Here is a 23,807-nt window from a genome sequence, read left to right as displayed (position 1 = left end):
TCCCTGTTGGACTGACCCCGGCTTTTGCCGGGGTTCTTTTTTTGGGGCGCGCGAGTGTCTGCCGTGAGCCCGAAGCGGCATTTTGTGCAAGCCGCACGGGGGGAAGGCTGGCGTCATCCCGCAAAGCGGCCTTGCTGCAACATAACGTCTTCCTATCCACCTGGAAGAATGAATTGCGCCTTGCCGCCCTTCGCGGCATTTGCAACCATGATCCGAACACATAGGGCACGCGCATAGTGATGATCGTAGGGATTTGCCGGTTCTCCTACCCTGCCCTTGGCGGGTTCAAGCGGATGCATGACAGTGTGGCCGAGCGCGAAGCCTATCTTTATGAACGCGAACGGATGGAGTTGCGGTTTCGTCATTTTGAAACCCTCAGCCTGCCGTCGATCCGCGGCCAGACCGATCCCGATTTCAGCTTCCTGATCGTGGTGGGAGATACCCTGCCCAAGCCTTACAGCGACCGGCTGCATGATATCACGGCCGATATCCCGCAGGTCAAAATTGTCCCGATGGAACCGATGCGGCAACGCACGGCGATGCAGGTTGCGATCAAGGAGGAGCTGGGCGAGGACACCGATCCTTCGATTCAGTTCCGACTTGATGACGATGACGCGGTGGGCCTGCGCTTTGTCCGCTCCCTCCGTCGGCTTGAACGTCAAAGCGTCGCGATGCGCCGACGATGGAAGAATGTCGCCTTTGACTTCAACAAGGGCTACGCGGTGTCCCTGTCAGGAAGCGGCATCCTTGCACGCGAGGTTATATCGAACCTGTGGACCCCCGGCTTGGCGGTCTGGTTCCGGCCCGGTGACCGCAAGACGCTGATGAATTATGCGCATCACAAGCTGCACACCCATATGCCTGTCATCAGCAATCCCTTGCCGCATATGTTTCTGCGCGCTCAGCATGACGATAATGATTCAGGCGTATCCTTGAAGGGCGGCACGTTTGAGCCGCTTGACGACGACCAGCGCGCCTCTTTCCTCAAGCATTTCAATGTCGACGAAGACCACGTGAAGCAGCTGTTCTCGCGCCCAGTACGGCCTCTCGATAGAGCATGAACAGCCCCGAACCGACGACAATGGCACCCCCCAACAGGGTCAGGGGGTCTGGCCAGTCGCGAAAGACCAGCCAGCCCAAAACCAGCGCAAAGATCAGGCCTGTATAACGGAAGGGCGCGGTAAAACTGATCTCGCCCACGCGCATCACCATGATCGAGAACAGGTAGCCGCCGATCACGAACACCGCGGCACCCACGGTCAGTGCAGAACTGCGCGCGCTCATCGCCGTCCACTCATCCCCCAGACTGACAAGGCCAAACACCACCATCACCGATACCGACGTCACCAGCGTGACCAGCATTGACGGGGTTTCGGGCGACAGCCTGCGGGTGGTCAGGTCACGCACGGTGATACAGGCCACCGCCGTAAGGCCGTAGACCGAGTAGATCGTGAACCCGTCGGTCCCCGGGCGCACGATCAGCATCACGCCGACAAACCCCACCAGAATGGCCAGCAACCGCCGCCAGCCCACGGGTTCGCCAAACAGAACAGCGGCGCAAAGCGTGATGGTCAGCGGCGAGGCCTGCAGGATCGCCATCACATTGGCCATCGGCATGTTGAACAGGGCTGTCAGAAAGAAATAGGCGGTGCCGATCTCGGCGCACATCCGCCAGAACACCAGCACCGCGTCGCGGCGCGGCAATTGCAGGGTCAACGCACCCATTTTCCAGGCCATCAGGGCCACGGCGATCGAGGTCAGGATGCCGCGCAGGAACAGGATCTGATAGAGCGAAACATCCCCCGACATCGCCTTCATCATCGTGTCGTTGACCACGAAACAGGCCATCGAAGCCATCATCAGCAACGCGCCGGTCAGGTTGTCCGAGCGGGACATCATGCCAGCGCGCCGGTAATGGCCGCGTGCAAGGCGGGGTTGGCGGCGACCACACCGTCAAGTTTGGGGGTCGGGTTGTTGAACAGTAGCGGCTGTGCCGTGCGGTCCGACGCGACAGCGCCGGCTTCGCGCAGGATCAGATCACCGGCGGCGATGTCCCATTCCCACGTCTTGCGCAGGGTCAGCATGGCGTCGAACTTGCCCTCGGCCACAAGGCTGAGACGATAGGCCAGCGAGGGGCGATAGGCGCGGGTGTAACCCGGTACGCCGTCCTGCCAATTGCGCGGCTCATCGGTTGGCTTCGCGGCCAGCATCTGGGCGCCGGTAAGATCGCTGCGCGCGCTGGTGTGAATGGCCACGCCGTTCAGCGTAGCCCCCAGCCCGGCAGCGGCGGCATAAAGCTTGTCACGCTGGGGCAGATAGATCACCGCCGCCGTCACCCGGCCCTGTTCGGCCACGGCAATCGAATGCGCCCAGGTTTTCGAGCCTTCGATAAAGCTGCGCGTGCCGTCGATGGGGTCAATGATAAACACCCTGTCCGCTGCCAAACGATCGGGCGTGTCTTCGCTTTCCTCGGACAGCCAGCCATAGTCAGGTCGCGCGCCGCGCAGGTGATCGCCCAGGAGGTCGTTCACCGCGATGTCGGCCTCGGTCACAGGCCCGGCACCGCCCGGTTTGTCCCAACGCTCGGCGCTGCCCCCGGCATAGCGGTTGGCCAGTTCTCCCGCCGCGCGGGCGGCCTCGATCAGAAGGGACAGATCATGCGCCGGCAAGGGTCAGCCCTTCGATCCTGAGCGACGGCACCACCCGGCTCAGCCAGCCGCGCGCGTCATTGGCGGGGGTCATGCTTTGCAGCATCTCGGGCAGGTTTCCGGCAATCGTACATTCATGCACCGGATAGGTGATTTCACCATTCTCAACCCAGAACCCATTGGCCCCGCGCGAATAGTCGCCCGTGTTGGGGTTGATGGTCGACCCGATCATGCCGGTGACCAGCAGGCCGGTGCCCATCTCGGCCAGCAAATCGGCGCGCGACTGAGCGCCTTGGGTCAGCGCGATGCTCCAGTTGCCCGGTGAAGGCACGGAGCCGGTGCCGCGCTTGGCATTCCCGGTTGAGGAAAGCCCCAGTTTGCGCGCCGTGGCCAGATCAAGGGTCCAGCCCGTCAGCACCCCGTCCTCCACAATCGCCCGCCGGGCCGTGGGCAGCCCTTCGGCATCATAGGGGCGCGACAGCGAAATACGTGGGCGATGCGGGTCTTCGATCACCGACAGGCCCTTAGGCAAAACCTGTGTGCCCTCCCGCCCCAAGAGCCACGACGATCCGCGCGCAATCGCTGCACCATTGGCGGCCATCAACAAATGCCCGATCAGGCTGCTAGCTATGCGTTCATCAAACACCACCGGATAGGCCCCCGTGGGTGGTTTGCGCGCGTCCAGTTGCGCGACGGTGCGCTCGGCGGCCAATTGGCCAATCTCTTCGGGGCTGCGCAGATCGGATTGGAACACGCGGCTGTCACTGTCGTGATCGCGTTCCATCCCAGTGCCTTCCCCGGCGATGGCGACACAGTAAATGCCCTTGTCGGTGCGCCGATATCCGGCGGAAAATCCGTTGGTGGCGGCCTGATGCGCATCCTGCGCATGATACGCGGCCGAGGCGGATTGCACCTGTGTGATGCCTTTGACGGCCAGCGCGGCAGCCTCGGCGCGGCGAGCCTCGTCCTGCAAGGCTTCGGGGGTGGGTTCGGGCGCAGGATCATAAAGCTCCAACGCGTCAATGTCCCAAGATGTGATCAACTGATCCGGATCGGCCAGCCCGGCGGTGGGATCCTCGGGGGCCTCTGTGGCCATGGCCACGGCACGTTCGGCCAGCATTGTCAGGGTGTCGGGGCGGATATCGGAAGCCGAGACCGTGGCCTGTCGCCGCCCGATCAGAACCCGCAGGCCAATATCGACACCCTCGGCGCGCTCGGCCTGTTCCAGCACCCCGCCGCGCACATCAATCGTGGTGGCCTGACCGCGCACGGCCACGGCATCCGCTGCCTCTGCGCCCGCTTTTCGGGCCGCGTCAATCAGGGCATGGGTGATCTGGTCCAGAGGCTGGGTCATAAAACGCGCTTTCCTGCAAGCTGGGGTCGTCTGACTTCCTTTTCACCCACAAGCGGGCAAAAGAAAAGGCCGCGCGGTGAGGCGCGACCTTGCTGATCTCTGCGCGTGTCTGGCCCGCGTTACTGAAGGCGCTGACCGTTGGCCAGGATTTGGCCATCCGGCTTCACTTCGATCTTCGAGGTCAGAACGTCCTCACCGACGCCGGGAACGGCAAACAGCCCCATCATCATGCGGGCTCCCATCGCCTGTTCTTCGGGCAGCAGGCCCATCGCCACCAGAGTGTCCAGCAGTTGATTGGCCCCGCTCAACTCAAGATCAATGGCACCATCGGGGGCGGGAATACCGTCAAACGTATCATAGTCCGTGTTGTCGAAAGTGAAGGCCCCCTGCCCTTTGAGCGAGGCGCCCACCATCTCAAGCGCGAGATCCTTCAGCGTCAGACCATGCAGCATGGCAGGTGTTTCATCGCTGGTTTCCAGCGCCATCAGCGCTTCGATATCCAGCAGGTCAATGAAGCTTTCGACGCTGGCGGTCATATCCAGCGACAGCCGTGCCGGATCACGTGGCAATTGCGCGGCGGGGTCAAACATACCCCACAGCGCGTCATCCATGGTAAATCCGTCCATCGACATGGCGAAATCGGTGTCCACGGGCCCTTCGGTCTTGTTCAGCGGCATGGCAATGCGCCCTGTCATCTGATCCGCCGCGCCTTTGATCGGCACGGGGAAGGCCTGACCCATCAGAAATTCGAACCAGACATCCGACGTCGTGCCCGCGGCCACAAGACCCGAGGCATCAATCACATAATCGACATCGTCCATCATGTAGCCGTAGTTCTGAACAATCAGCCCCTCGCCGTCGATGGTGGTCTCGCTGGTGGTGTCCAGCCTTGTATCCTTCGCCTTGATGCTCATCTCCAACCCATCGCGCAATGCCTGGGACAGGTTCATGATGTCGACCTTGCCATTGGGGATCGCCATGGTTATCGACGTTGTCCCGCCCGATGTGGTTTGGGAACTTTTCGAGCTGACACCGGTGTCATCGGTCATGGCCGTGTCGAACTGGACGTCGCCGCCTGTTCCTTCCAGCGCCATTGTCACGATATCACCTTCGGTGACGCGGTACGTGCCTTCCGCGCCGGTCATAGTGCCCGTCATTTCGAAGGTGAACTCGGGTGCTTCGGGCAGGGTCAGCTCGGTCAGCTTGATCTCGGCGCCATCAAGGCCGTAATCATAGCTGACATCACCGGGATCGCCCGAGGCCATGCCGGTATAGGACGCACTGTCCATCGTGAGCGTGCCCGAACCCAGCAGGCCGTCAGGACCCGTAGCGCTCATCGAAAACACCATGCTACCGGGATAAAGCAAGCTGACCGTGCCATCGCCGTTTTCAGCCAGCGTAAAACCGCTGGAGGTCATGGTCACGCTGCCCTGATCCATCGGCAGCTGGAAGGTGATGACGTTTTCACCCACCTCAAGCTGATTGTCCTTGCGGGTTGTTTCGGCCTCGATCTGACCGCCCATTGCCATGATTGGCGCGCGCAGGTTTTGCCAGACATCCTCGGCCGTGACATCGGCCAGCGCGGGCAGGCCCGCGACAAGCGCAACAGCGGTGGTGGTGCCGGTCAGCAAAGCCCGACGGGATGAAAAAACGACATGTGAAAGCATAAAGAACCTCGTTCTGGCGTGGTCATCGGACCGGGTGATAGAGCAGGCCCGCCGGTCCAAGTCCGACGGGCCTTTTTAGCTGGTTGGCCGGGTTTTCCGGCCTGGGTGTTATCTCAGGCGCTGGCCATTGGCGAGAACCTGACCATCACTTTTGACTTCGATTTTCGAGGTCAGCATGTCGTCGCCCTCGCCGGGGATGGCAAACAAGCCCATCATCATGCGTGCGCCCATGGCCTGCTCTTCGGGCAGCAGACCCATCGCGACCAGCTTGTCCAGAAGGCCATTGCCGCCACTCAGCGACAAATCAACGGCGCCCTCGGGGGCGGGCATTCCATCAAAGGTGGTCAGATCGGAATTGTCGAAGGTGAAATCGCCATTGCCGGTTAGCTCGGCACCAGCCGCGCTCACGGTCAGGGAGTTCAGCGTCAGCGCATTCAACTCACCGGGCATCTCGTCGCCGGTTTCAACCGCGGCCATCTGCTCGGGGTCCATGACGTCAAAGAACAGCTTGGCCTTACCCGAGACATCCATGGCAATCGTCGCCGGATCGCGCGGCAACTGGGCGGCGGGATCAAACAGGCCCCACAGCAGATCGGACATGGTGAAATCGCCCAGGGTTATGCCCAGCGCAAAATCCTGTTCACCCTCGGCCTTGGAGATCGGCATCATCAGTTTGAAGCCCGATTGCGCCATGGCCAGTTCGATGGGGAACGGGATCTCGGCCCCTGCCATCTGGATGTTGGTGTTATTTGCACTCACATCATAAAGCAACTGGCCTTCATCCATGGCGACACGGGCCTTGCCATCCTCACTGTTGGTGTTGACCTGAACGGTTTCACCATCCTCCTGAAAGTTCATATTGAAACTGCCACCGGTATGGTCAAACCCGCCGGCAAAGCCGAACCCGGCTTTCAGCATCGACGCCATGTTGTTGGGGTCCATCCCGTCCGGGAAACTGCCGCCACCGGAGAAGTTCATGGTGTCAAACTTGCCGTTCAGGACCATACGGCCTTCGCCTTCGGGGTCAACGAAATCCATTGCGTAGGTAACGGGCCCGGCAGCGATGGTCTGATCGATCATGCGAATATTGCCGTTGCGGATGTTGCTTTGCCCCGACAGAGCGGCCAGCGTGACATTGGCGGTACCGATGTCAACCGGCTCGCCCTCAACCACCAGTTCTTTCAGAATCATGCTTAATTCGTCAGCAGTGTAAGCATAAGTCAGGTTATCTGGATCGCCCGACGCGACCATCTCGAAACTGTCGGTGACATAGTCGACCTTCATGTCCACATCTTCGGCATCCGGCGTGTCAACGCTCACCGTAATCGGCATCACCGCAGGGATCGTCATGTTGACCGTACCATCGCCGTTATCAGTGAAGGAAAACTCGGAAATCGACATGCTGAAACTGCCCGCACCCTCGGGCATATCCATCGCCATGGCCAGGTCTTTGATCGTCAGCGTGTCACCCGAGGTGCTTTCCTCTCCGGTGATCTCGTACCCAAAGCCGCTCATATAGTCTTTCCAGTCGGCCCATACGTCCTGCGCGGTCAAATCGGCGAAGGCCGCGGTGCCCGAAAGGCCAAGGCCAAGGGCAAGAACGCTGGTCACGGGTGCTTTAAGTTTCGTCATCGGGAATCCCTTCTCGTTCAAATCAGTCGCGCATAGCTTCTGCTTATGGCGCAGGGGGGTCAAGTGGTGTTGTCGCTGGACCATCGCAGTTTAGCTAGGTACGACAAGATCAGAACAACAGGGACTGCACATAAAATGCACGGAAAAACAGTACTAATCACCGGGGCAAGCAAGGGCATCGGGGCATCGGCAGCGCGGGTTTTTGCCGAGACCGGGGCGAATGTCGCCCTGGTGGCCCGCAGCAGCGATCAGATCACGGCACTGGCAAACGAGATCGGCGAGAATGCGATCGCCCTGCCCTGCGATGTCAGCCGTTACGAGGATGTCGCCCAGGCCGTCACGAAATGCGTGGAGCGTTTCGGCGGGCTGGATGTGCTGATCAACAATGCTGGCGTGATCGAACCGATTGCACCGCTTGCCAGCTCGGACCCCGCCGAATGGGCCAAGGTGATCGAGATCAACCTGAACGGCGTCTATTACGGGATGCGCGCGGCGATGCCGGTGATGCAGGCCGCAGGCGGCGGCACCATCCTGACCGTCAGCTCGGGCGCGGCCCATAACGCGCTGGAAGGCTGGAGCCATTACTGCACCTCCAAGGCCGGGGCGGCGATGCTGACCATGTGCGCCCACAAGGAAGGGGCCGCGCATGGTATCCGCGCCATGGGCCTCTCGCCCGGCACAGTGGCCACCGACATGCAGCACCAGATCAAGGCCAGCGGGGTGAACCCGGTTGCAGCGCTCGACTGGGATGATCACATCCCGGCAGGCTGGCCGGCACGCGCCCTCCTGTGGATGTGTGGCCCCGAGGCCGATGCCTATCTGGGAGACGAGATTTCGTTGCGCGATCCGGACATCCGCCAGAAAGTGGGGCTGACATGATCGAGCTGGAAAAAGACGGCGGCCTTTGGATCGCGACGATCAATCGCCCCGACAAGGCCAACTCCCTGACCGGCCCCATGCTGGAAGAACTGGCGGATATTGCCGAGGCCGCGCACGAAGCGCGCGTGCTGATCCTGACCGGGGCGGGCAAGGTGTTTTCCGCGGGGATGGATCTGGAAGCCGCCAAGACAGACCTGCCCACCAGCCCGGTCTGGGAACGCCTGTCCGGTGCGATCATGGCGATGCCGGGCCTGAGCATAGCGGCGCTGAACGGCACGGTCGCGGGCGGTGCGATGGGCATGGTCCTGGCCTGCGACATTCGCCTTGCCGTGCCCTCGGCCAAAGCGTTTTACCCGGTGATGAAGCTGGGCTTTCTGCCGCAACCCTCTGATCCGGCCCGCTTGGCCAACCTGGTGGGCCACGCGCGCGCCAAACTGATCCTCATGGGCGGGCACAAGACCACCCCGACCGAGGCGCTGAGCTGGGGATTGTTTGACCAGCAGGTCGAGCCCGAGGCCCTGATGCAGAGCGCGCGCGATCTGGCAGCCGATACCTTGGGGGCCACGCCCGAGCATGCCCAGGCAATTAAGGCGCTGTGCAACAATCAAGCTAGCAAATGATGTATCGGCTTTCTGTTCTTGCAGCCGTCTTGCTTGTATTTGTTACTGCCTCATTCGTTGGGGCAGAGAGCAAACGACCCATATATTTCCCATTGGGAACCTGGGCTGTCGAAGAACACTGGTCGCCTATGGAGAAAACTCTTTTTTATGAAGAGTGGTTTGGCAATCAGCTATTGGCGATGGGCGAACCATCGCTTGCCCGAACCAAATTGGACGAGGGCGCGGTTGCCGTTCGGCTGCTTGTCCTTCCCACCTTTACACCTGCGTTTGCCATTCATTTCGAGAAACGCGTCGATGGGCTAACCAGGCTAGAGGCCACCCTGCTGGACGGCGCAGGAGGGTACGCGCCGGGCAGGGTTGATCAACGATACTCAAGAGAGCTACCCAGGTCAGATTTGGATGAGGTGTTGAAACATCTGGAACAGTTGTCCCTCATGAATGGCGGACAAATCGAAAGGCGTGACGCCGCGTGCTCTGACGGAACACAGTTTGTCTTGGAAATTGCACGACAGGCATATTTTCATGCGGTTGACGTGCATCATTGCCAAGCCTTGCCACCAGTCTGGGCCTTGATTGATGAAATCCTCGCATTGGTGCCCGAACTGGGTCCCTATTGCGATGGCTGTTTCCAACGCGACTTCGACTGATCATCTGTTAAGGCTACGCCATAGATGGGTTACTAAATCGACTGTATCAGCATTTGAGATACACCGCCGCGTTGCAGGCATCCGCCCTACAAGAACATGAGAACCCTCACACCACCTGAATCCAATTCATCATGCCCGCCATCTGGTGCGAGGGCATGTGGCAGTGGAACATCCAGTCGCCTAGGTTCTCGGCGACAAAGGCGATCTCGCGCATCTCATCCGGGGCCACCAGAAGCGTGTCGCGCCATGGTCCCAAGGCCCCGTCGGGAAGAACCTCGCGGAAATGCGTGCCGTGCAGGTGCATGGCGTGGGAAAAGGCGGTTCGATTGGTGATGGGGATGCGAATGGTTTCGCCCAGGCCGGCGCTGACAAACGGGGCCTCGCCTGAACCGGCGCGCCCGTTAAAGGCCCAGAACTGCCCGGCCTCGGCCAGTTGCTGAAAGCCCATCTGCTGACCTTTCCACGTGGCCCCATCGGGCAGGCCCCGCATGGCACCCCCTTCCATCAGCAAGGGAACCGTGCGGGCCTCGGCAAGGGCGAGGTGTGGCAGATCATTGGACGGCAATGCCGTCGGCGCGGGGCGCTGGGGCTGGGCCGTGCCGGAGACGGCAAATGCGGCAAGAGCAAAGCTGCCCTCGCGTTCGACCGAGGCGATCAGGGCCTCGCTGTCATCGGTGATGTCCACGATCAGATCGGCGCGTTGGGCGGGGGCGATGGTGATCTCGGATGCGGGGCGCGCCTCAGGCAGCGGCATCCCGTCCAGCGCCATGACCCAGGCCTTCATACCCTTGAGACTGAGCCGGAAAATCCGCGCCGTCGCGGTATTCACAAACCGCAAGCGCAGGCGCATGCCCTGTGCCACCTCATAAGTCAGATCGGGGCGGGCATTGGCCGTGATGTAGTTGCCCAGCCGCCCGGCATGGGACATGTCGTGGCGACTGCCGAAGGAGGCATGGATGCCCGCCTCGGGCGTCATGCGCCAGTCATCCAGCACCAGCACCTCGTCCCGGTCCACATCCGGCGGCGTGGGTTCGTTCACTATCAGCACACCCGCCAATCCGCGCGAGATTTGTTCGACCGAATTGGCATGCGGGTGATACCAGAACGTGCCCGCATCGCGCAGGGCAAAGCGATAATCGAACTGATCGCCCGGCAAAACGGGGGGCTGTGTCATGTTGGGCACGCCGTCCATCGCATTGGGCAGGCGCAACCCGTGCCAGTGGATCGTCGATCCTTCGCTCAGCTGATTGACGAATCGTACGTCCAGAACGTCGCCCTGTTCATAGTGCAGCGTCTGGCCCGGCACCTGCCCGTTATAGGCCCACACATCTGTCTGCGGATAAGAGGACGGTGCAATCTGTACCCTTGCGGGCGCGGCGGTGAGGGTTGCCGGTGTCGGCGCGGCCTTTGCCCCGCGCAAGCTGGGTGCAACGGCGAAGGAAGCTGTTGTCATCAGGAAGTTGCGGCGGGTCGGCATGGTATCCCTCCTAAGTCACCTCTTCTACCATGTCAGGATCACCCGCCCGGTCAAGAATTGCGTCAACGCTTGCGCCGCCCGCTTGGGGTTTTGGAATGAAAGTCGTTGGGGCGTTTAGCCACCCACCTGATGAATTTCTCCAGCCTTGGATGCGCGCGCAACCCCTCAATCGTCGCATAATCGCGCGCCAGTTCGGCCTCGGTGAGTGTTGCATGGATTTCGTTATGGCAAATCTGCGGCCTTATGTATCAAACGCACCAAACCCGAGAGGGTTGAGCGTTGATTAGAGTATTTTTACTAGCTGTAATCGCTCTCTTTCCCGACGTAGTGGTAGGCTCTGAGGTTGAAGGGCATTCGGGTAAGCGAAATTGCCCGTTCAATTTTTTCGGAAGTTCGGATTCCGTGGAATTCGCCCGTTTCACGCTCTTCGAGAACTTCATACGGCGGAATTCCCGCCCGCCCGAAAGAAAATCCTGTTACAAATATCTCTCCGAAATAGCTGCAGTATCTTATTTCCCCAATGATCCCAAAGCCCGCACCCAGTTCCCCAAAGATTCGCAATTTTATCTTCTCAATTTCTTCTTTGGTGAGTTCGAGTTTGAGCTCAATCGAAGTTTGGGATTGAGCGGCAGGAACGGAATGCAATTTTCCCCCAAACTCAACACCGGCACTTATTTCGGACCAGTCGTTGGGAGCAAGGTGCTCTCTGTTTTCATCCCCCCACAGAAACTCCTTCGCTCTGATCTGATACCATCTCGCAGGAGTGTTGCCCGAATTTCGGACCGAAACTACTATTTTGGGGTTGAGCATCGCATTACTGCCCCAAAAGAATTGAGCTTTGTCAGCATGAATGTAGGCTCGAGATTGATCTTGTCCGATCTCTCGGGTGTCCCTAAGCATTCGTTGAGTGATAATCAAAGTTCCGAGCAGAAGAGCAGCGGCTATGACTGTAAAGATCATCATAATCCACTGTGCCGCCGTATCGCTCGACGTCACCAACCCTCCGTCCCAATGCCAGAGGGGATGCCGTTCAGAATTTTCACTTATTTGATTGTCGGCGTAACTTGTGGTGCTCTGTTGGCCTTCGGCATCGCCTACATTGCTGTCAATTTGACGCGGCCAAATTGACAGGCAGAAGAGAATAGTAACGCCTATCCCGAGGATCAATCCAAGTGCAAAGTAGCCGTTTCCAAAGCGCTTAGACATTGCAACATAAACGCCGCGCTAAACTTCCCTCGGGACAGCTTATTACGAACGTTCACCTCTTTCTCACTGATTCCAATATCATCCAGCCTTTCAACAAGCCGGGCGTAAGTCACACCCTTTCGTTTCAACTCTGCCTTGAGAAGGTTCGCGGCCCTCATTTCCCACTCAGTTTGTTCCGGCATGTATCACCTGTATAAATAAAAGTATCATATTTATTACTTATGCCCTTGTAAGCGATACATCAACGTACCATATCTGTTACATAGGTAATGGATACGATACAAATGGCCCAACACTTCCTTCTCTCGGCAGCTTCCCGCACACTTAGCCTCCGCTCGATCTACAAGGCAGGCGAAGACGCGGCTTATCAGACGTTTTGTGAAATGCGCTGGCCTGAGACAAATGGCGAAGCGGTTTGCCCCCGGTGCAGCCATGACGAAACCTATTCGATCAGCACCCGTCGCAAGTTCAAATGCAAAAACTGTCACCACCAGTTCAGCGTCACCAGTGGCACAATCTTTGCCAGCCGCAAGATGGACTTCGTGGACCTGCTGGCCGCGATCTGCATCATCGTGAACGCCTCAAAGGGCGTGTCCATGATCCAGCTTTCGCGCGACCTAGACTGCCAGTACAAAACCGCTTTCGTGCTGGCCCACAAGCTGCGCGAGGCCATGTCAGAGGAAGTGCAGACCGGCGAAGTTCTGGACGGTCATGTGGAGATCGATGGCGCGTATTTCGGGGGTCATATCCGCCCCGCCAATGTGAAAGAGAACCGCGTGGATCGCCGCCTGAAAGAACACCAGACCGGCAAGCGCCGCGTTGTGGTCGCCCTGCGCGAGCGTGAGGGCCGCACCCTGCCTATCGTGGTGAAGAATGAGGCTGAGGGCGTGGCGCTGGCAAATGAGAACGTCAGCCGCATGGCCACCATGTCAGCGGATGAGGCCAGCCATTGGGATTTGCTGCACATGGGCTATCACGTAGAGCGCGTGAACCATTCCGAATGCTACAGCGACTACGGCAAGCACACGAACATGGCCGAAAGCTACTTCTCCCGCCTGCGCCGCATGGTGGACGGGCAGCACCATGGTGTTAGCCCGCAATACCTGCACCAGTACGCGAACCACGCTGCATGGCTGGAAGACAACCGTCGCTCGGACAATGGCGAGCTGGCGAACCGTCTGGTCGGAAACGCCATGGGCGCACGGGTCAGCCGGTGCTGGAAGGGGTATTGGCAGCGTTCTGCTTAAATACACCATTTGTTCATTTGTATGTGTCAATTTGCGCATTACGTCTAAAATGTACGTTGACTACAAATTGTACAAATTGTACAAAACCATTGCGTCGCCCATTGAGTGGGGGTGCTGCCATAACGAGGAAAAAAGGATGCAAGGAGCTGACCGGACCAACAAAACATACACCGCCACAGAAGCACGAAAGAACTTCGCCAATCTAATCGATGCCGCACATTTCGGAGAGAAGATCGTAGTTCAAAAAAGAGATCGCTGTGTTGCGGTAGTTTCAATGGAGTTCATGGAACGGGTTGAGCGATTGTTGGAGATCGAAGCGGCCTTAGAGGCCGAAGCGGCGCAAAGATCGCTTGATGAATTCTACGAAAAGGGAGGGAAATCCATGGATGAGATCGAACAGGAACTAGACATGGACTAGTTCAAGGCAACAGCGGAGGGACCAGTGGACCCCAAGGAAATAATCTTCTCGCCTGAGGCAGAGAGGGCGATAAAGAAACTATCGAAGCAAGATCAAAGGACTGTCTGGGGAGCGCTTAACAAGCTGCGCTCGGGAGATGACAACCTACAGATCGAAAAAATCAAGGCGAACCCTGCGTTCTACCGCACACGGGTAGCGCATTTGCGCGTCATCTACTACCCGCTCTCCCGAGGGCGGGTAGTCTTACTATTGATCGGAGACCGTAAAGCCATCTACCGGAAGATAGCCAATCTTGATCAGAAGCTGGTTACCGCGCTCAGAAAATTAAAGGTTGCTGAGTAAAGCCAAGCTATGAGCTTGCCACACCCGTCCCTCATGCACCACCAGCCCACGCCGTTGTAGCTGCTCTAAGCAGCCATAAACCCGCCTGTAGGCCTGCTTGTAGGTCAGCACCTGTTTCCGGGCCTGCACCCTGCAAGCAATCTCAGCGCCGGTCTGTGGCCCGTCTCTAAGCGCATCCAGAACCATCTGGCGCAGCTCCCCCTTGCGGAAGGCTTTGGGCCGCTTGTCAGCAAAACCAAACGCCTCTGGATCATGCCCACGTAGCCGCAGGAGCGCGTCAACATGGTCGACCCCCTCCACCCCGTCCCGCAGGCACTCCGCCCGCATATAGAGCAGAGCGTTGCGAATGGTGGTTTCCGTGATCCGGCCAAGGCGTATCTGTTGGGTCATGCCCTATGATAGCGCAGCGCGGCGGTGGATGTTTGGTGCGTTTGATACATAAGGCCGCAAATCTGGTGCAGTAACACGGTCGGCCCGCCCTTGCCGCCTTTCAGCTTGGGAACAAGGTGGTGCATGCTTTGGCGGGCGTTCGCCGGTATCGGGCGTTCACAGAGCGGACAAATCGGGTCGGGCATCGGTAATTCTTGCACCTTTCGTCAGAGGCAGGCATGAGAATGTCGGTAAATCGGCTTTTGACAAGGGTGCGGGTATGGAAAACCAGCCGGAAATCGTAACGCAGGCACTGGTCTATCTGGAACAGGGCTGGGAGATCGCCCAATCCTGGTTGATGAGCCCGGCGGCCTGGTCGCAATTCGCGCTGCTGATCGGGGCATGGCTTCTGGCATGGATCCTGAGCCGGGCGATGAAACCTGTGCTCAAACGGGTGTTGACTCCGGCCGCGAACAGCACATCGATCTTTGCGCAGGTGCGCTGGTTCCTGCTGATCTTCGTGCCCTTGCTGCTGCCTCTGCTGGCCTATGTTTTCACCGGCATTGGCGAAAGCGTGACCCGGCAATTGTTTGGCGCGGGCGATGTGATCGCCTTTGGTAAACGCGTTTTCCTGTTTCTCGCCGTGCGCATCCTTGTCCGCGACATTCTGAAAGACCCCATGCTGCGCCTGCTGGGCCGCTACGTGCTGCTGCCGATCGCGTTGATCTATGCACTGGGGGCGCTGGATGAGGTTGCCGAGGCACTGGAAACCACGATCGTGCCGCTGGGCAACATGTCGTTCAACCTGCTGTGGCTGTTGCAGGGGCTTGTGGCGGGCATCGTGATTTTCTGGCTGGGCCGGTGGTCGAACGATCAATCCCACACCTACATCCAGGCGCAGGAAGAAATGCCGCCTGCCACAAGGCAGCTGGCTGCCAAGGCCGCCGAGATCGCCATTTTCGGTGTCGCCTTCCTGATCCTGATGAACATCATGGGCATCCCCCTGACCAGCCTTGCAGTGCTGAGCGGGGCGATTGGTGTCGGGATCGGGTTTGGCCTGCAAAAAATCGCCTCGAACTATATCTCGGGTCTGATCCTGTTGCTGGAAGGTCAGGCGACCGTGGGGGATTATGTCGAACTGGATGACGGCAATTCAGGCACCATCGTGCGAACGACCGCGCGGGCGATGATCCTGGAGACCTTCGATGGCCGCTGGGTTGTGGTGCCGAACGAGGATTTCATCACCACGCGGGTGATCAATTACTCCGATCAGGGCAGCGCGAACCGCTATGAGGCGGAATTTTCGGTCAGCTATGATACTGATATCAACATCGTGCCGGGCATCATCGAAACCGCTGTCAGCAAGCTGGATTTCATCTTGCAAAAGCCCGACAAGCCCGATTGCGAGCTGCGTGCCTTTGGCGATAGCGGCGTGGAATTTGCGGTGGAATTCTGGGTGAACGGGATTGATGACGGCAAGAACCGCTTCACCCCCGTGGTGATGATGACGATCTGGAACGCGCTGAAAGACAACGACATCGAAATTCCGTTCCCGCAGCAGGTTGTGCATCACAGGGGACTTGGCGGTGGTCTGGGCAACGACACGCCGCCCGGCGCATGAGCGAGGCATTGGTCATCGGCGCTGGCCCTGCAGGGTTGATGGCCGCCGAGGAGCTGGCAAAGGCCGGACACACGGTGGTGGTGGCGGATGCCAAACCATCGCCCGCGCGCAAGTTTCTGATGGCGGGCAAATCCGGGTTGAACCTGACCAAATCCGAACCGTTCGAGACGTTTTTGAGCGCCTATGACGAAGGCGCAGCCCCACTGCGCGCGATGCTGGAGTCGTTTGGACCGGATCAGGTGCAGGATTGGGCGACAGGGTTAGAACAGCCGCTGTTTACCGGCAGCACAGGCCGGGTGTTTCCCAAGGCGATGAAAGCCTCGCCCCTGTTGCGCGCGTGGCTGGCGCGGCTGGATGGAATGGGTGTGCAGTTGCGCACCCGCTGGCGCTGGACCGGGTGGGACGGTGACGCGGTTTTGTTTGACACGCCCGATGGCACGCAGAGCCTGTCGCCCGCGGTCACGGTGCTGGCCTGTGGCGGGGCCAGCTGGGCCAGGTTGGGATCGGACGGGGCATGGGCCGGGTATCTGGCCAAGGACACGGCCCCGTTTCAACCCGCCAATATGGGGTTTGAGGTGGCGTGGTCACCGCATACGGAGCGGCATTTTGGGCAGGCTGTGAAAGGCGTGCGACTGACTGCCGGAGCGACGAAATCGCGCGGCGAGTTCGTGATTTCAGAGCGCGGTATTGAGGGCGGCGGCATTTACGCTGTGTCCAAAGCCATGCGCGAGGGTGCGCCTTTGCATATCGACCTGTTGCCCGATCAGAGCGAAGAGGCGGTGCGCACCAAACTCGCCCGTCCACGCAGCAGAGCCAGCCTTAGCAATCACCTGCGCAAGACGTTAAAACTGGACCCGGTGAAACAGGCACTACTGATGGAGTTTGCCCGTCCGCTGCCCGATGACCTAGCCCCTATAATCAAGGCCCTGCCGATACCGCATAACGGACCGCGCCCGTTGGACGAGGCGATTTCGGTGGCTGGCGGGCTGCGCTTTGACGCGCTGGATGAAAACCTGATGCTGCGCGCCCGCCCCGGCACCTTTGCCGCCGGTGAAATGCTGGATTGGGAGGCCCCGACGGGCGGCTATCTGATCACCGCCTGCCTAGCCACCGGGCGATGGGCCGGACAGGCCGCCGCGCGTTATCAGGGCAGTGCCACCGCCGTCTGAAAGGCGGGTCGCCCCTCCATTCGGTTTAGATAATCCGCCAATTTGGCGTCCGGTTCGGGGAACTTGGCACCCGCTGCCCAGCGCAGGCAATGGGTAAGCAGGATATCGGGGATCGTCATGGCATCGCCCATTAGGAACGGACCGACAAGTTGATCCGACAGACGGGCGAGATTGCGCTGATATTCCCATTTGAGCGTGGGTTTGAGGGCGGGCACACGGTGTTCTTCCGGCATGATAAAGCTATGGCGCGCGGCGGCCCAAAGCAGCGACTCGATATCATCCAGAATTTGCTGGGTCAGCGCATCCTGATGGGCCCGTTCAACCGTGCCCGCAGGATGGCTCAGCGCGCCATGACGATCCCCGAGATAGGTCAGGATGGCCGTCGAATCGGTGATGATCGCGTCGTCCACCCTAAGGACCGGAACCTTGCCAGACGGATTGACGGCCACCGCCTCGTCGCTGCGGGGCGCGGCGGGGATATGCTGGTATGGCTGGCCGATTTCCTCAAGCATCCACAAGACCCGCAAGGCGCGGGTGGCGCGTTTTCCGATAACTTCGTACATTGGCGCTGTCCTTGGATTGCGGCGTGAGTGATTGCAAACGTGGCGCAGCCTAACGTCCGGTGCAAGGCCCTTCGCAACGCTGATCCGATGACGCCAATTTCTGACAGCAGCGTGGAGTAGCCAAGATCGCAATACGATCAACAGCCAAACCAAAAGGAGCCTGACCATGGCCAAGACCGGATCCTGCCTGTGTGGCGCAGTAAAATACACCATGAATGAACCGCCTGCCGACTTTGGGGCCTGTCATTGCGGGATGTGCCGGAAATGGTCGGGCGGGGTCTATTTCGGGATGACGGCCCCGGCAGGCACTGTTGATTTTGAGGGTGAAGAGAACCTGTCGGTCTTCCCCTCTTCAGACTGGGCCGAGCGCGCGTTCTGCAAGACCTGCGGGAGCAGCCTGTACTATCGTGTCACGGCGCCCGGCGATCACCACGGCACTTATCACATGGGCGTTGGAACCCTTGATGAGCCGGGCGATATGGCCCTGACCAGCGAGTTGTTTATCGAGCTTAAGCCAAGCGGGTACAGCTTTGCCCAGAAGACCGAGCAAATCACCGGCGAGCAGTTGTTTGCCATGTTTGCACCCCCTGAGTGAACGCTGAGTGACGCCTGTCAAAGCCAGCACAGCGCGCAATATCGCGCTGTTCCCATGGCTCAAATTTGTTGAAAGCCTGACCTTCTGGCAGGCCGTCTGGTTTCTCTACTTTCAGCAGAACCTCTCGGCTGCCGAGGCGATCCTGCTTTATGCCACCTACGAGGTCGCCGTAACGGTGCTGGAGGTGCCATCGGGCTATATGTCGGACCGGCTGGGGCGACGGCGCACATTGATCGCATCGGCGCTGGCGATGCTGAGCGGGGTGGTTTTGCTGGCCATTGGTGGCAGCTTTGGCATCTTCATGGCCGGGCAGGCCCTGATCGGGGCGGGCATGGCATTCTGGTCGGGCACGGACAGTTCGCTTTTGTACGAATCCCTCGCCGCCGAAGGGCGCGAGGAGGAGATCGAGGTCCACGAATTGCGCGCCTGGCGTTTTTCTTACACGGCCGCAGCCATTTCGGCCGTGGCCGGTGGTGCGCTGGCATTGTTAGACCCCTCTGCGCCGTTCTGGGCCACGGCGCTGGCCGCTCTCGTGGTCTTGCTGCTGGTTCTGGCCTGCACCGAACCTGCGCGGCAGGCGCATCGCGAAGCGCTGGATGGCATCGCCGGTCTGCGCTCGCTCAAGGCGTCGCTACTTAACCCGGTTCTGGGCTGGTTGTTTGTGATCAGCCTGCTGATGTATGTCTTCAGCCATATCCCCTTCGTCTTTGGACAACCCTTCATTCTTGAGGCCTTGAGCGGCATTGGATTGGCCAGTGAGGCACCCCTGATCAGCGGCACGGTGAGTGCGATCATGATGGGCGTCTCCGTTGCGGCCTCGGCATTTGCCCTGCGGATACGCGGCGCGATGGGTTTACGTGGTATGGTGTTGCTAGCTTTTGGCATGCAGATCGGGCTGTCTGCGGTCATGGCGCTGAGCAACGCGGCTATGGTGATTGCTGTCCTGTTTTTGCGGATGGTCCCCAATGCGTGGTCACAACCTTTTATCATGGCCCGCATCCAGCCGTTGTTGAGCAGCGACAGCCGCGCCACCTACCTGTCGCTCAAAAGCCTGTGTGGGCGGGTGATTTTTGCCAGTTCCCTTTATGTGGCCTCGGGATCGACCAGCCGGGTAGGCACTATGGCTTACGGCGATATTCGCAGCATCTTGGGGTGGTATGTGCTGGCCGGTGTGGTGCTGTTTGCGGGGCTGTTTATCGCCGCGCGACGGATCGGAGCGACCCAGGCGGATTAACGCGCCGCCAGCTTGGCCAGACGGATCAGGGTGCGTTCCACCAGTTCCATCGCGGGCGCGTGCTGTCCGGCCGAGCGCAATTGCAGGTCAGTCTCGGTCAGAAGGGTCAGTGCCGTTTCCAGATTGGGTGCCCCCCATTTCTGCGCCTGACGCAGCATCCGGTCGCGCCTTGGGCCAAAGACCGGTGGGCGCACACGGGCAATCCCCTGCGCCGCGCCACCGGGATCGGCCGAGGCAGAGTAAAGCGTGCGGAAATGGCGGGTTGCCCCGATGCAAAGCCCCACGGGCTGGACCCCTTGCGCCTTGAGGCGGCGCATAACCGGGCCGATTTCGCCCAACCGCGCCTCGGCCACGATATTGAGCACATCGTCCAGATCCGCCTCGGTCGAGGAAGGTGCGCAGGCAATCACATCATCTGAGGATAGCGGTGTGCCATCACCCAGCTTGTAAAGCGACAGTTTCTCCAGCGTCTGGCGGAAATCACCGGGATCAAGGCTGCGCGCCAGCGCGGTGAGGTCTTCCATCGCGGTCCGATCAATCTCTCCAAGGCCCGCGCGTTTCAGCTCTGCCTCGATCTCGTCCCGGGTGGGTGGATTGCCATAGATCGCGGCGGCGTAGGCATTGCCATGACCCTCGAACAGTTTGCGCAGTTTCGAGGTGGCTTTCAGCTGTCCGGCGGTCACGATCACCTGCGCATCGCCCTGCTGCCAGTCTTCCAAAGCCGCTGTCACGGCGGCAGCGACGGTGTCGTTGGCGTCTTCCACGAAGGCCACGCGCGGGCCGGGGAAAAACCCCTGTGCCTTGATCGCATCCATCAGCATGGCGGGGTCTTTGCGCAGGTCAGAGGCGGCCATGCGCGTGAGGCGCATTTCCTCTTCGCCTTGTGGACCCACGAGCGCGGCAATCACCTGTTGGCGTTTCAGGGCCACGCGCATCGCATCGGGGCCGAAAATCAGCAGGCCGGTACGATCCGGGTCGGGCCGCTCGAAATAGCGGGGGGCGTCGCGGGGCGACAGCTTCATGCGGGCAGGCCGGGGGCGGCGACAATCAACCGTGTGACGATCTGATCACCGAGGATGGTCATCAACCGGTTTTCAGCATCTTTTTGCGAGGCTTGCGTGGCCACGGTTGTGCCGGTGGTCGAGTAAGAGGTGAAACTGTCGACCTTACCCGAGGTCACCACCGCGCCAGTGCCCAGATCGCGCAGAGCGTAAGTGACATCACCCAGCACGTTATAGCGCAGTGTCACGTCATTGGGCGAGATCGCGATGGCCGATTCCGAGATGTTGATCGCATAGCTGAGGCCGTACTGTGCATTGGACGCACGCCCCAGACGGTCTTCAAGATGGCGGGTCAGAAGGTAGGCCGGTCGGGTTGTCGGCTCGTCCACGAGGATCGTGCCATTGAGCTGCGTGGCCGATCCACCGGGGCCATAAGCAGGCGTAAACCCGCAGCCCGCCAACGCGGTGGCGAGGCTGCCAAGCAGAACAGTGCGGCGGTTAAATGACGACATTCACGATCCGTCCGGGGACAACAATCACCTTTTTGGGCTGGGCCCCATCCAGCGCCTTGATCACAGCATGGGTCGCCAGCGCCAGCTTTTCAACCTCTGCTTTGTCCAGGTCCTTGGGCACGTCGATTTCCGCCCGGCGTTTGCCGTTCACTTGGATCGGCATTGTCACCATGTCATCAACCAGCATGGCCGCATCGGCCTCGGGCCACTTGGCATGAACGACAAGGCCGTCACCGCCCAGCAAGGTCCAGAGCTCCTCGGACAAATGCGGGGTCATCGGTGACATCAGTTGCACAAGCGCGCGGGCGGCCTGCTGTTTGGCCCCTGCCCCGGCCCTGGACTTGGCCAGGGTGTTGGTGAAGGCGTAAAGCTTGGCAATCGCGGCATTGAAGCCGAAGGATTCGACACCGCCCGTTACATCATGGATAGCCTTGTGCATTTCGCGCAGCAGCGCCTCGTCGTCAGACGTATCGGCATCTGTACTGACCGCGATCTCGCTGCAGATGCGATGCACACGGGAGAGATGCTTGAACGCCGCCTCGGCGCCCGAGGCCGTCCATTCCACATCCCGTTCCGGCGGGCTGTCGGACAACACGAACCAGCGCGCCGTATCCGCGCCGTAAGCCGAGATGATCGAGACAGGATCAACCACGTTCTTCTTGGATTTCGACATTTTAGCCGAGGGGATCACCTCGACCGGTGTGCCACAGGCCCCCAGCCGCGCACCGGATTCGGTCCACTCGATATCCTCGGGCAGGTGATAGACCGGACGATCATTTTCGTCCCGGGTGACGTAAATCTCATGTGTCACCATGCCTTGGGTGAAGAGCGCATCGAACGGCTCGTCGCAGCCCTGTGGCAAGTGGCCGGTGATCCGCATCGCTCGGGCAAAGAAGCGCGAGTAAAGCAGATGCAGGATCGCGTGTTCGATACCACCGATATACTGGTCCACATTCATCCAATACGCCGCCTCGTCAAGATCAGTAGGCGCGCTGGCATTGGGAGCCGTGAAGCGGGCAAAATACCATGAACTGTCCACGAAGGTGTCCATTGTGTCCGTCTCACGTTGTGCTGGCCCGCCGCATTTCGGGCAGGCGCAATCACGCCATTTGGGATGGCGGTCCAGCGGGTTGCCGGGGACGTCGAATGTCACGTCATCCGGCAGGCGCACCGGCAGGTTTTCTTTCTTCTCGGGCACCACACCGCAGGCGTCGCAATGGACCACCGGGATCGGGCAGCCCCAATACCGCTGACGGGAAAGGCCCCAGTCGCGCAGGCGGAACTTGGTCACGCCCTGCCCCACGCCTTGTGCTTCGCAGAAGGTGATGGCGGCGTCGATCGCCTCGTTTCCGGTCTGCTCGGTCTCACCGGCAAAGCCACGGACATAAATCACCGGGTCGGTCTTGGGCGGCACAAACGCATCGCCGCCATCTTCCGGCAGGCTGGACCCGTCATCCTTGGCAGGCGCGTATGTCGACACCACCGGCAGATCGTATTTGCGCGCAAACTCGAGGTCACGCTGATCATGCGCCGGGCAGCCGAAAATCGCGCCGGTGCCGTAATCCATCAGGATGAAATTCGCCACATAGACGGGCAATTCCCATGCGATATCAAACGGGTGGCGCACTTTGAGGCCGGTATCAAAGCCCTTTTTCTCAGCGGTTTCCAACGCCTCTGCGGTGGTGCCGCCCTTGCGGCATTCGGCATTGAAGGCGGCGAGATCGGGATTGTCCCGTTCAAGCTGTTTGGCCAGCGGATGATCCGGCGAAATGCCGACAAAACTGGCGCCTAACAACGTGTCAGGCCGGGTGGTATAGACCTCGACCCGGTCATGCCCATCGGGGCCATCAATCAGCGAAAAGGCAAACTGCAGACCGCGCGATTTGCCGATCCAGTTTTCCTGCATCAAGCGCACCTTGGCGGGCCAGTTTTCCAGCCCGTCCAGCGCGTCCAGCAGCTCTTCGGAAAAGTCAGAGATCTTGAAGAACCACTGGGTCAGCTCACGCCGTTCCACATCGGCACCACTGCGCCAGCCCTTGCCGTCAATCACCTGTTCATTGGCCAGAACGGTCATATCGACCGGGTCCCAGTTGACCACGGCGTTCTTGCGGTAAACGAGGCCCTTTTCGAGGAAATCAAGGAACAGCGCCTGTTGCTGCCCGTAATACTCGGGATCACAGGTGGCGAATTCGCGGGACCAGTCAATCGACAGGCCCAGCGGCTTCATCTGGGCGCGCATGTCGTCGATATTGGCGTAGGTCCATTCCTTTGGGTGACCGCCGATTGCCATCGCGGCGTTTTCGGCGGGCATCCCGAACGCGTCCCAGCCCATCGGGTGCAGCACGTTATGGCCGGTCGCCAGCTTGTGACGCGCGATCACATCGCCCATCGTGTAGTTGCGTACATGGCCCATATGGATGCGCCCCGACGGGTAGGGGAACATCTCGAGCACATAATACTTGGGCTTGTCCCCCGCGCGACTCGCACGGAAAACCCCGGCCTCGTCCCAGGCCTTTTGCCATTTGGCTTCAATCTCGGCGGCTGAATAGCGCGACATGGGCTGTGCCCCTTAAACTGATCTTCATCTTCGCCCAGCGTGATAGGCC

General features: G+C 59.9%; 24 protein-coding genes and 2 pseudogenes. 11 read left to right on the top strand and 15 right to left on the bottom strand.

The window, feature by feature from the left end; translation table 11 throughout:
- Window positions 1-239 precede the first annotated feature (239 nt).
- Window positions 240-1,061 (top strand): glycosyltransferase, encoded by an 822-nt coding sequence (locus V6N02_RS21380; protein ID WP_371229415.1) that lies wholly within the window; start codon window positions 240-242, stop codon window positions 1,059-1,061.
- Here the strand turns inward: V6N02_RS21380 and V6N02_RS21375 are convergent.
- The 5 genes from V6N02_RS21375 to V6N02_RS21355 form a co-directional block, all read right to left on the bottom strand.
- Window positions 994-1,896, bottom strand: a complete 903-nt coding sequence (locus V6N02_RS21375) for a DMT family transporter (RefSeq protein ID WP_371229476.1) — start codon at window positions 1,894-1,896, stop codon at window positions 994-996. The two genes, V6N02_RS21380 and V6N02_RS21375, sit on opposite strands and share 68 nt — an antisense overlap.
- Window positions 1,896-2,669: a 3'(2'),5'-bisphosphate nucleotidase CysQ gene (locus tag V6N02_RS21370; RefSeq protein ID WP_371229413.1), complete on the bottom strand. Its 774-nt coding sequence runs from the start codon at window positions 2,667-2,669 to the stop codon at window positions 1,896-1,898. The genes V6N02_RS21375 and V6N02_RS21370 overlap by 1 nt, the downstream gene beginning before the upstream one ends.
- On the bottom strand, window positions 2,656-4,002 hold the full coding sequence (locus V6N02_RS21365; protein WP_371229411.1) for a TldD/PmbA family protein: 1,347 nt from the start codon (window positions 4,000-4,002) through the stop codon (window positions 2,656-2,658). The genes V6N02_RS21370 and V6N02_RS21365 overlap by 14 nt, the downstream gene beginning before the upstream one ends.
- Window positions 4,003-4,121: 119 nt before the next feature.
- Window positions 4,122-5,669, bottom strand: coding sequence for a DUF2125 domain-containing protein (locus V6N02_RS21360; RefSeq protein ID WP_371229408.1), 1,548 nt, complete (start codon window positions 5,667-5,669; stop codon window positions 4,122-4,124).
- A gap of 108 nt (window positions 5,670-5,777) precedes the next feature.
- Entirely contained in the window at window positions 5,778-7,301 is a 1,524-nt protein-coding gene (locus V6N02_RS21355; protein WP_371229405.1) for a DUF2125 domain-containing protein, read from the bottom strand.
- A gap of 135 nt (window positions 7,302-7,436) precedes the next feature.
- Here V6N02_RS21355 and V6N02_RS21350 point away from each other — a divergent pair, with 135 nt between their 5' ends.
- Genes V6N02_RS21350 through V6N02_RS21340 form a run of 3 tightly spaced genes read left to right on the top strand, consistent with a single transcriptional unit; the run spans window position 7,437 to window position 9,447 of the window.
- Entirely contained in the window at window positions 7,437-8,180 is a 744-nt protein-coding gene (locus tag V6N02_RS21350) for an SDR family oxidoreductase (protein ID WP_371229402.1), read from the top strand.
- Window positions 8,177-8,800, top strand: coding sequence for an enoyl-CoA hydratase/isomerase family protein (locus tag V6N02_RS21345; protein ID WP_371229399.1), 624 nt, complete (start codon window positions 8,177-8,179; stop codon window positions 8,798-8,800). The genes V6N02_RS21350 and V6N02_RS21345 overlap by 4 nt, the downstream gene beginning before the upstream one ends.
- Window positions 8,797-9,447 (top strand): hypothetical protein, encoded by a 651-nt coding sequence (locus tag V6N02_RS21340; RefSeq protein WP_371229396.1) that lies wholly within the window; start codon window positions 8,797-8,799, stop codon window positions 9,445-9,447. Before V6N02_RS21345 ends, V6N02_RS21340 begins: the two co-directional genes overlap by 4 nt.
- 106 nt (window positions 9,448-9,553) lie before the next feature.
- On the opposite strand, the gene V6N02_RS21335 is transcribed toward V6N02_RS21340, so the two are convergent.
- The 4 genes and pseudogenes from V6N02_RS21335 to V6N02_RS21320 all read right to left on the bottom strand — a co-directional run bounded on the left by V6N02_RS21335 (window position 9,554) and on the right by V6N02_RS21320 (window position 12,288).
- Entirely contained in the window at window positions 9,554-10,924 is a 1,371-nt protein-coding gene (locus V6N02_RS21335) for a multicopper oxidase family protein (protein WP_371229394.1), read from the bottom strand.
- A gap of 62 nt (window positions 10,925-10,986) precedes the next feature.
- Window positions 10,987-11,160: pseudogene (locus tag V6N02_RS21330) on the bottom strand (HNH endonuclease); the annotation flags it as partial.
- 61 nt (window positions 11,161-11,221) lie between these two features.
- Complete coding sequence (locus V6N02_RS21325) at window positions 11,222-12,130, bottom strand: hypothetical protein (RefSeq protein ID WP_371229392.1); 909 nt, start codon at window positions 12,128-12,130, stop codon at window positions 11,222-11,224.
- Window positions 12,088-12,288 carry a DUF6471 domain-containing protein gene (locus tag V6N02_RS21320; protein WP_371229474.1) on the bottom strand — a complete coding sequence of 67 codons (201 nt, stop codon included), beginning with the start codon at window positions 12,286-12,288 and terminating at the stop codon, window positions 12,088-12,090. Before V6N02_RS21320 ends, V6N02_RS21325 begins: the two co-directional genes overlap by 43 nt.
- Window positions 12,289-12,414: 126 nt before the next feature.
- Between V6N02_RS21320 and V6N02_RS21315 the strand changes: the two genes are divergently transcribed.
- The 3 genes from V6N02_RS21315 to V6N02_RS21305 all read left to right on the top strand — a co-directional run bounded on the left by V6N02_RS21315 (window position 12,415) and on the right by V6N02_RS21305 (window position 14,137).
- Window positions 12,415-13,377 carry an IS1595 family transposase gene (locus V6N02_RS21315; RefSeq protein ID WP_371229390.1) on the top strand — a complete coding sequence of 321 codons (963 nt, stop codon included), beginning with the start codon at window positions 12,415-12,417 and terminating at the stop codon, window positions 13,375-13,377.
- A 136-nt stretch (window positions 13,378-13,513) separates the two neighbouring features.
- Window positions 13,514-13,795 carry a type II toxin-antitoxin system Phd/YefM family antitoxin gene (locus V6N02_RS21310; protein WP_371229388.1) on the top strand — a complete coding sequence of 94 codons (282 nt, stop codon included), beginning with the start codon at window positions 13,514-13,516 and terminating at the stop codon, window positions 13,793-13,795.
- Window positions 13,796-13,819: 24 nt separating this feature from the next.
- Window positions 13,820-14,137: a type II toxin-antitoxin system RelE family toxin gene (locus V6N02_RS21305; protein ID WP_371229386.1), complete on the top strand. Its 318-nt coding sequence runs from the start codon at window positions 13,820-13,822 to the stop codon at window positions 14,135-14,137.
- Here the strand turns inward: V6N02_RS21305 and V6N02_RS21300 are convergent.
- The gene (locus V6N02_RS21300) at window positions 14,120-14,527 is read right to left on the bottom strand and encodes a hypothetical protein (RefSeq protein ID WP_371229383.1); all 408 of its coding nucleotides are present in this window, start codon (window positions 14,525-14,527) and stop codon (window positions 14,120-14,122) included. The two genes, V6N02_RS21305 and V6N02_RS21300, sit on opposite strands and share 18 nt — an antisense overlap.
- Before the next feature lie 17 nt (window positions 14,528-14,544).
- Window positions 14,545-14,712: pseudogene (locus V6N02_RS21295) on the bottom strand (HNH endonuclease); the annotation flags it as partial.
- Between the two features lie 74 nt (window positions 14,713-14,786).
- Here V6N02_RS21295 and V6N02_RS21290 point away from each other — a divergent pair.
- Together V6N02_RS21290 and V6N02_RS21285 are read left to right on the top strand one after the other, a co-directional pair.
- Window positions 14,787-16,127: a mechanosensitive ion channel family protein gene (locus V6N02_RS21290; protein ID WP_371229381.1), complete on the top strand. Its 1,341-nt coding sequence runs from the start codon at window positions 14,787-14,789 to the stop codon at window positions 16,125-16,127.
- Complete coding sequence (locus V6N02_RS21285) at window positions 16,124-17,296, top strand: TIGR03862 family flavoprotein (RefSeq protein ID WP_371229380.1); 1,173 nt, start codon at window positions 16,124-16,126, stop codon at window positions 17,294-17,296. Before V6N02_RS21290 ends, V6N02_RS21285 begins: the two co-directional genes overlap by 4 nt.
- On the opposite strand, the gene V6N02_RS21280 is transcribed toward V6N02_RS21285, so the two are convergent.
- A complete protein-coding gene (locus V6N02_RS21280) occupies window positions 17,272-17,859 on the bottom strand; it encodes a glutathione S-transferase family protein (protein ID WP_371229378.1) in 588 nt (195 codons plus the stop codon). The two genes, V6N02_RS21285 and V6N02_RS21280, sit on opposite strands and share 25 nt — an antisense overlap.
- 166 nt (window positions 17,860-18,025) lie before the next feature.
- On the opposite strand from V6N02_RS21280, the gene V6N02_RS21275 reads away from it, so the two are divergent.
- Complete coding sequence (locus V6N02_RS21275; RefSeq protein ID WP_371229375.1) at window positions 18,026-18,454, top strand: GFA family protein; 429 nt, start codon at window positions 18,026-18,028, stop codon at window positions 18,452-18,454.
- A gap of 7 nt (window positions 18,455-18,461) precedes the next feature.
- Window positions 18,462-19,688: an MFS transporter gene (locus V6N02_RS21270; protein WP_371229372.1), complete on the top strand. Its 1,227-nt coding sequence runs from the start codon at window positions 18,462-18,464 to the stop codon at window positions 19,686-19,688.
- On the opposite strand, the gene holA is transcribed toward V6N02_RS21270, so the two are convergent.
- The 3 genes from holA to leuS are packed head-to-tail and all read right to left on the bottom strand — an operon-like array spanning window position 19,685 to window position 23,758.
- The gene (gene holA / locus V6N02_RS21265; RefSeq protein ID WP_371229370.1) at window positions 19,685-20,710 is read right to left on the bottom strand and encodes a DNA polymerase III subunit delta; all 1,026 of its coding nucleotides are present in this window, start codon (window positions 20,708-20,710) and stop codon (window positions 19,685-19,687) included. The genes V6N02_RS21270 and holA overlap by 4 nt on opposite strands.
- Complete coding sequence (gene lptE, locus V6N02_RS21260; protein WP_371229367.1) at window positions 20,707-21,201, bottom strand: LPS assembly lipoprotein LptE; 495 nt, start codon at window positions 21,199-21,201, stop codon at window positions 20,707-20,709. Before lptE ends, holA begins: the two co-directional genes overlap by 4 nt.
- Window positions 21,188-23,758, bottom strand: a complete 2,571-nt coding sequence (gene leuS / locus V6N02_RS21255; RefSeq protein WP_371229364.1) for a leucine--tRNA ligase — start codon at window positions 23,756-23,758, stop codon at window positions 21,188-21,190. The genes lptE and leuS overlap by 14 nt, the downstream gene beginning before the upstream one ends.
- Between the last annotated feature and the right edge of the window lie 49 nt (window positions 23,759-23,807).

The sequence above is a fragment of the Roseovarius conchicola genome (assembly GCF_041403425.1).
Classification (GTDB): domain Bacteria; phylum Pseudomonadota; class Alphaproteobacteria; order Rhodobacterales; family Rhodobacteraceae; genus Roseovarius; species Roseovarius conchicola.
This window is presented reverse-complemented; position numbering and strand designations above follow the sequence as displayed.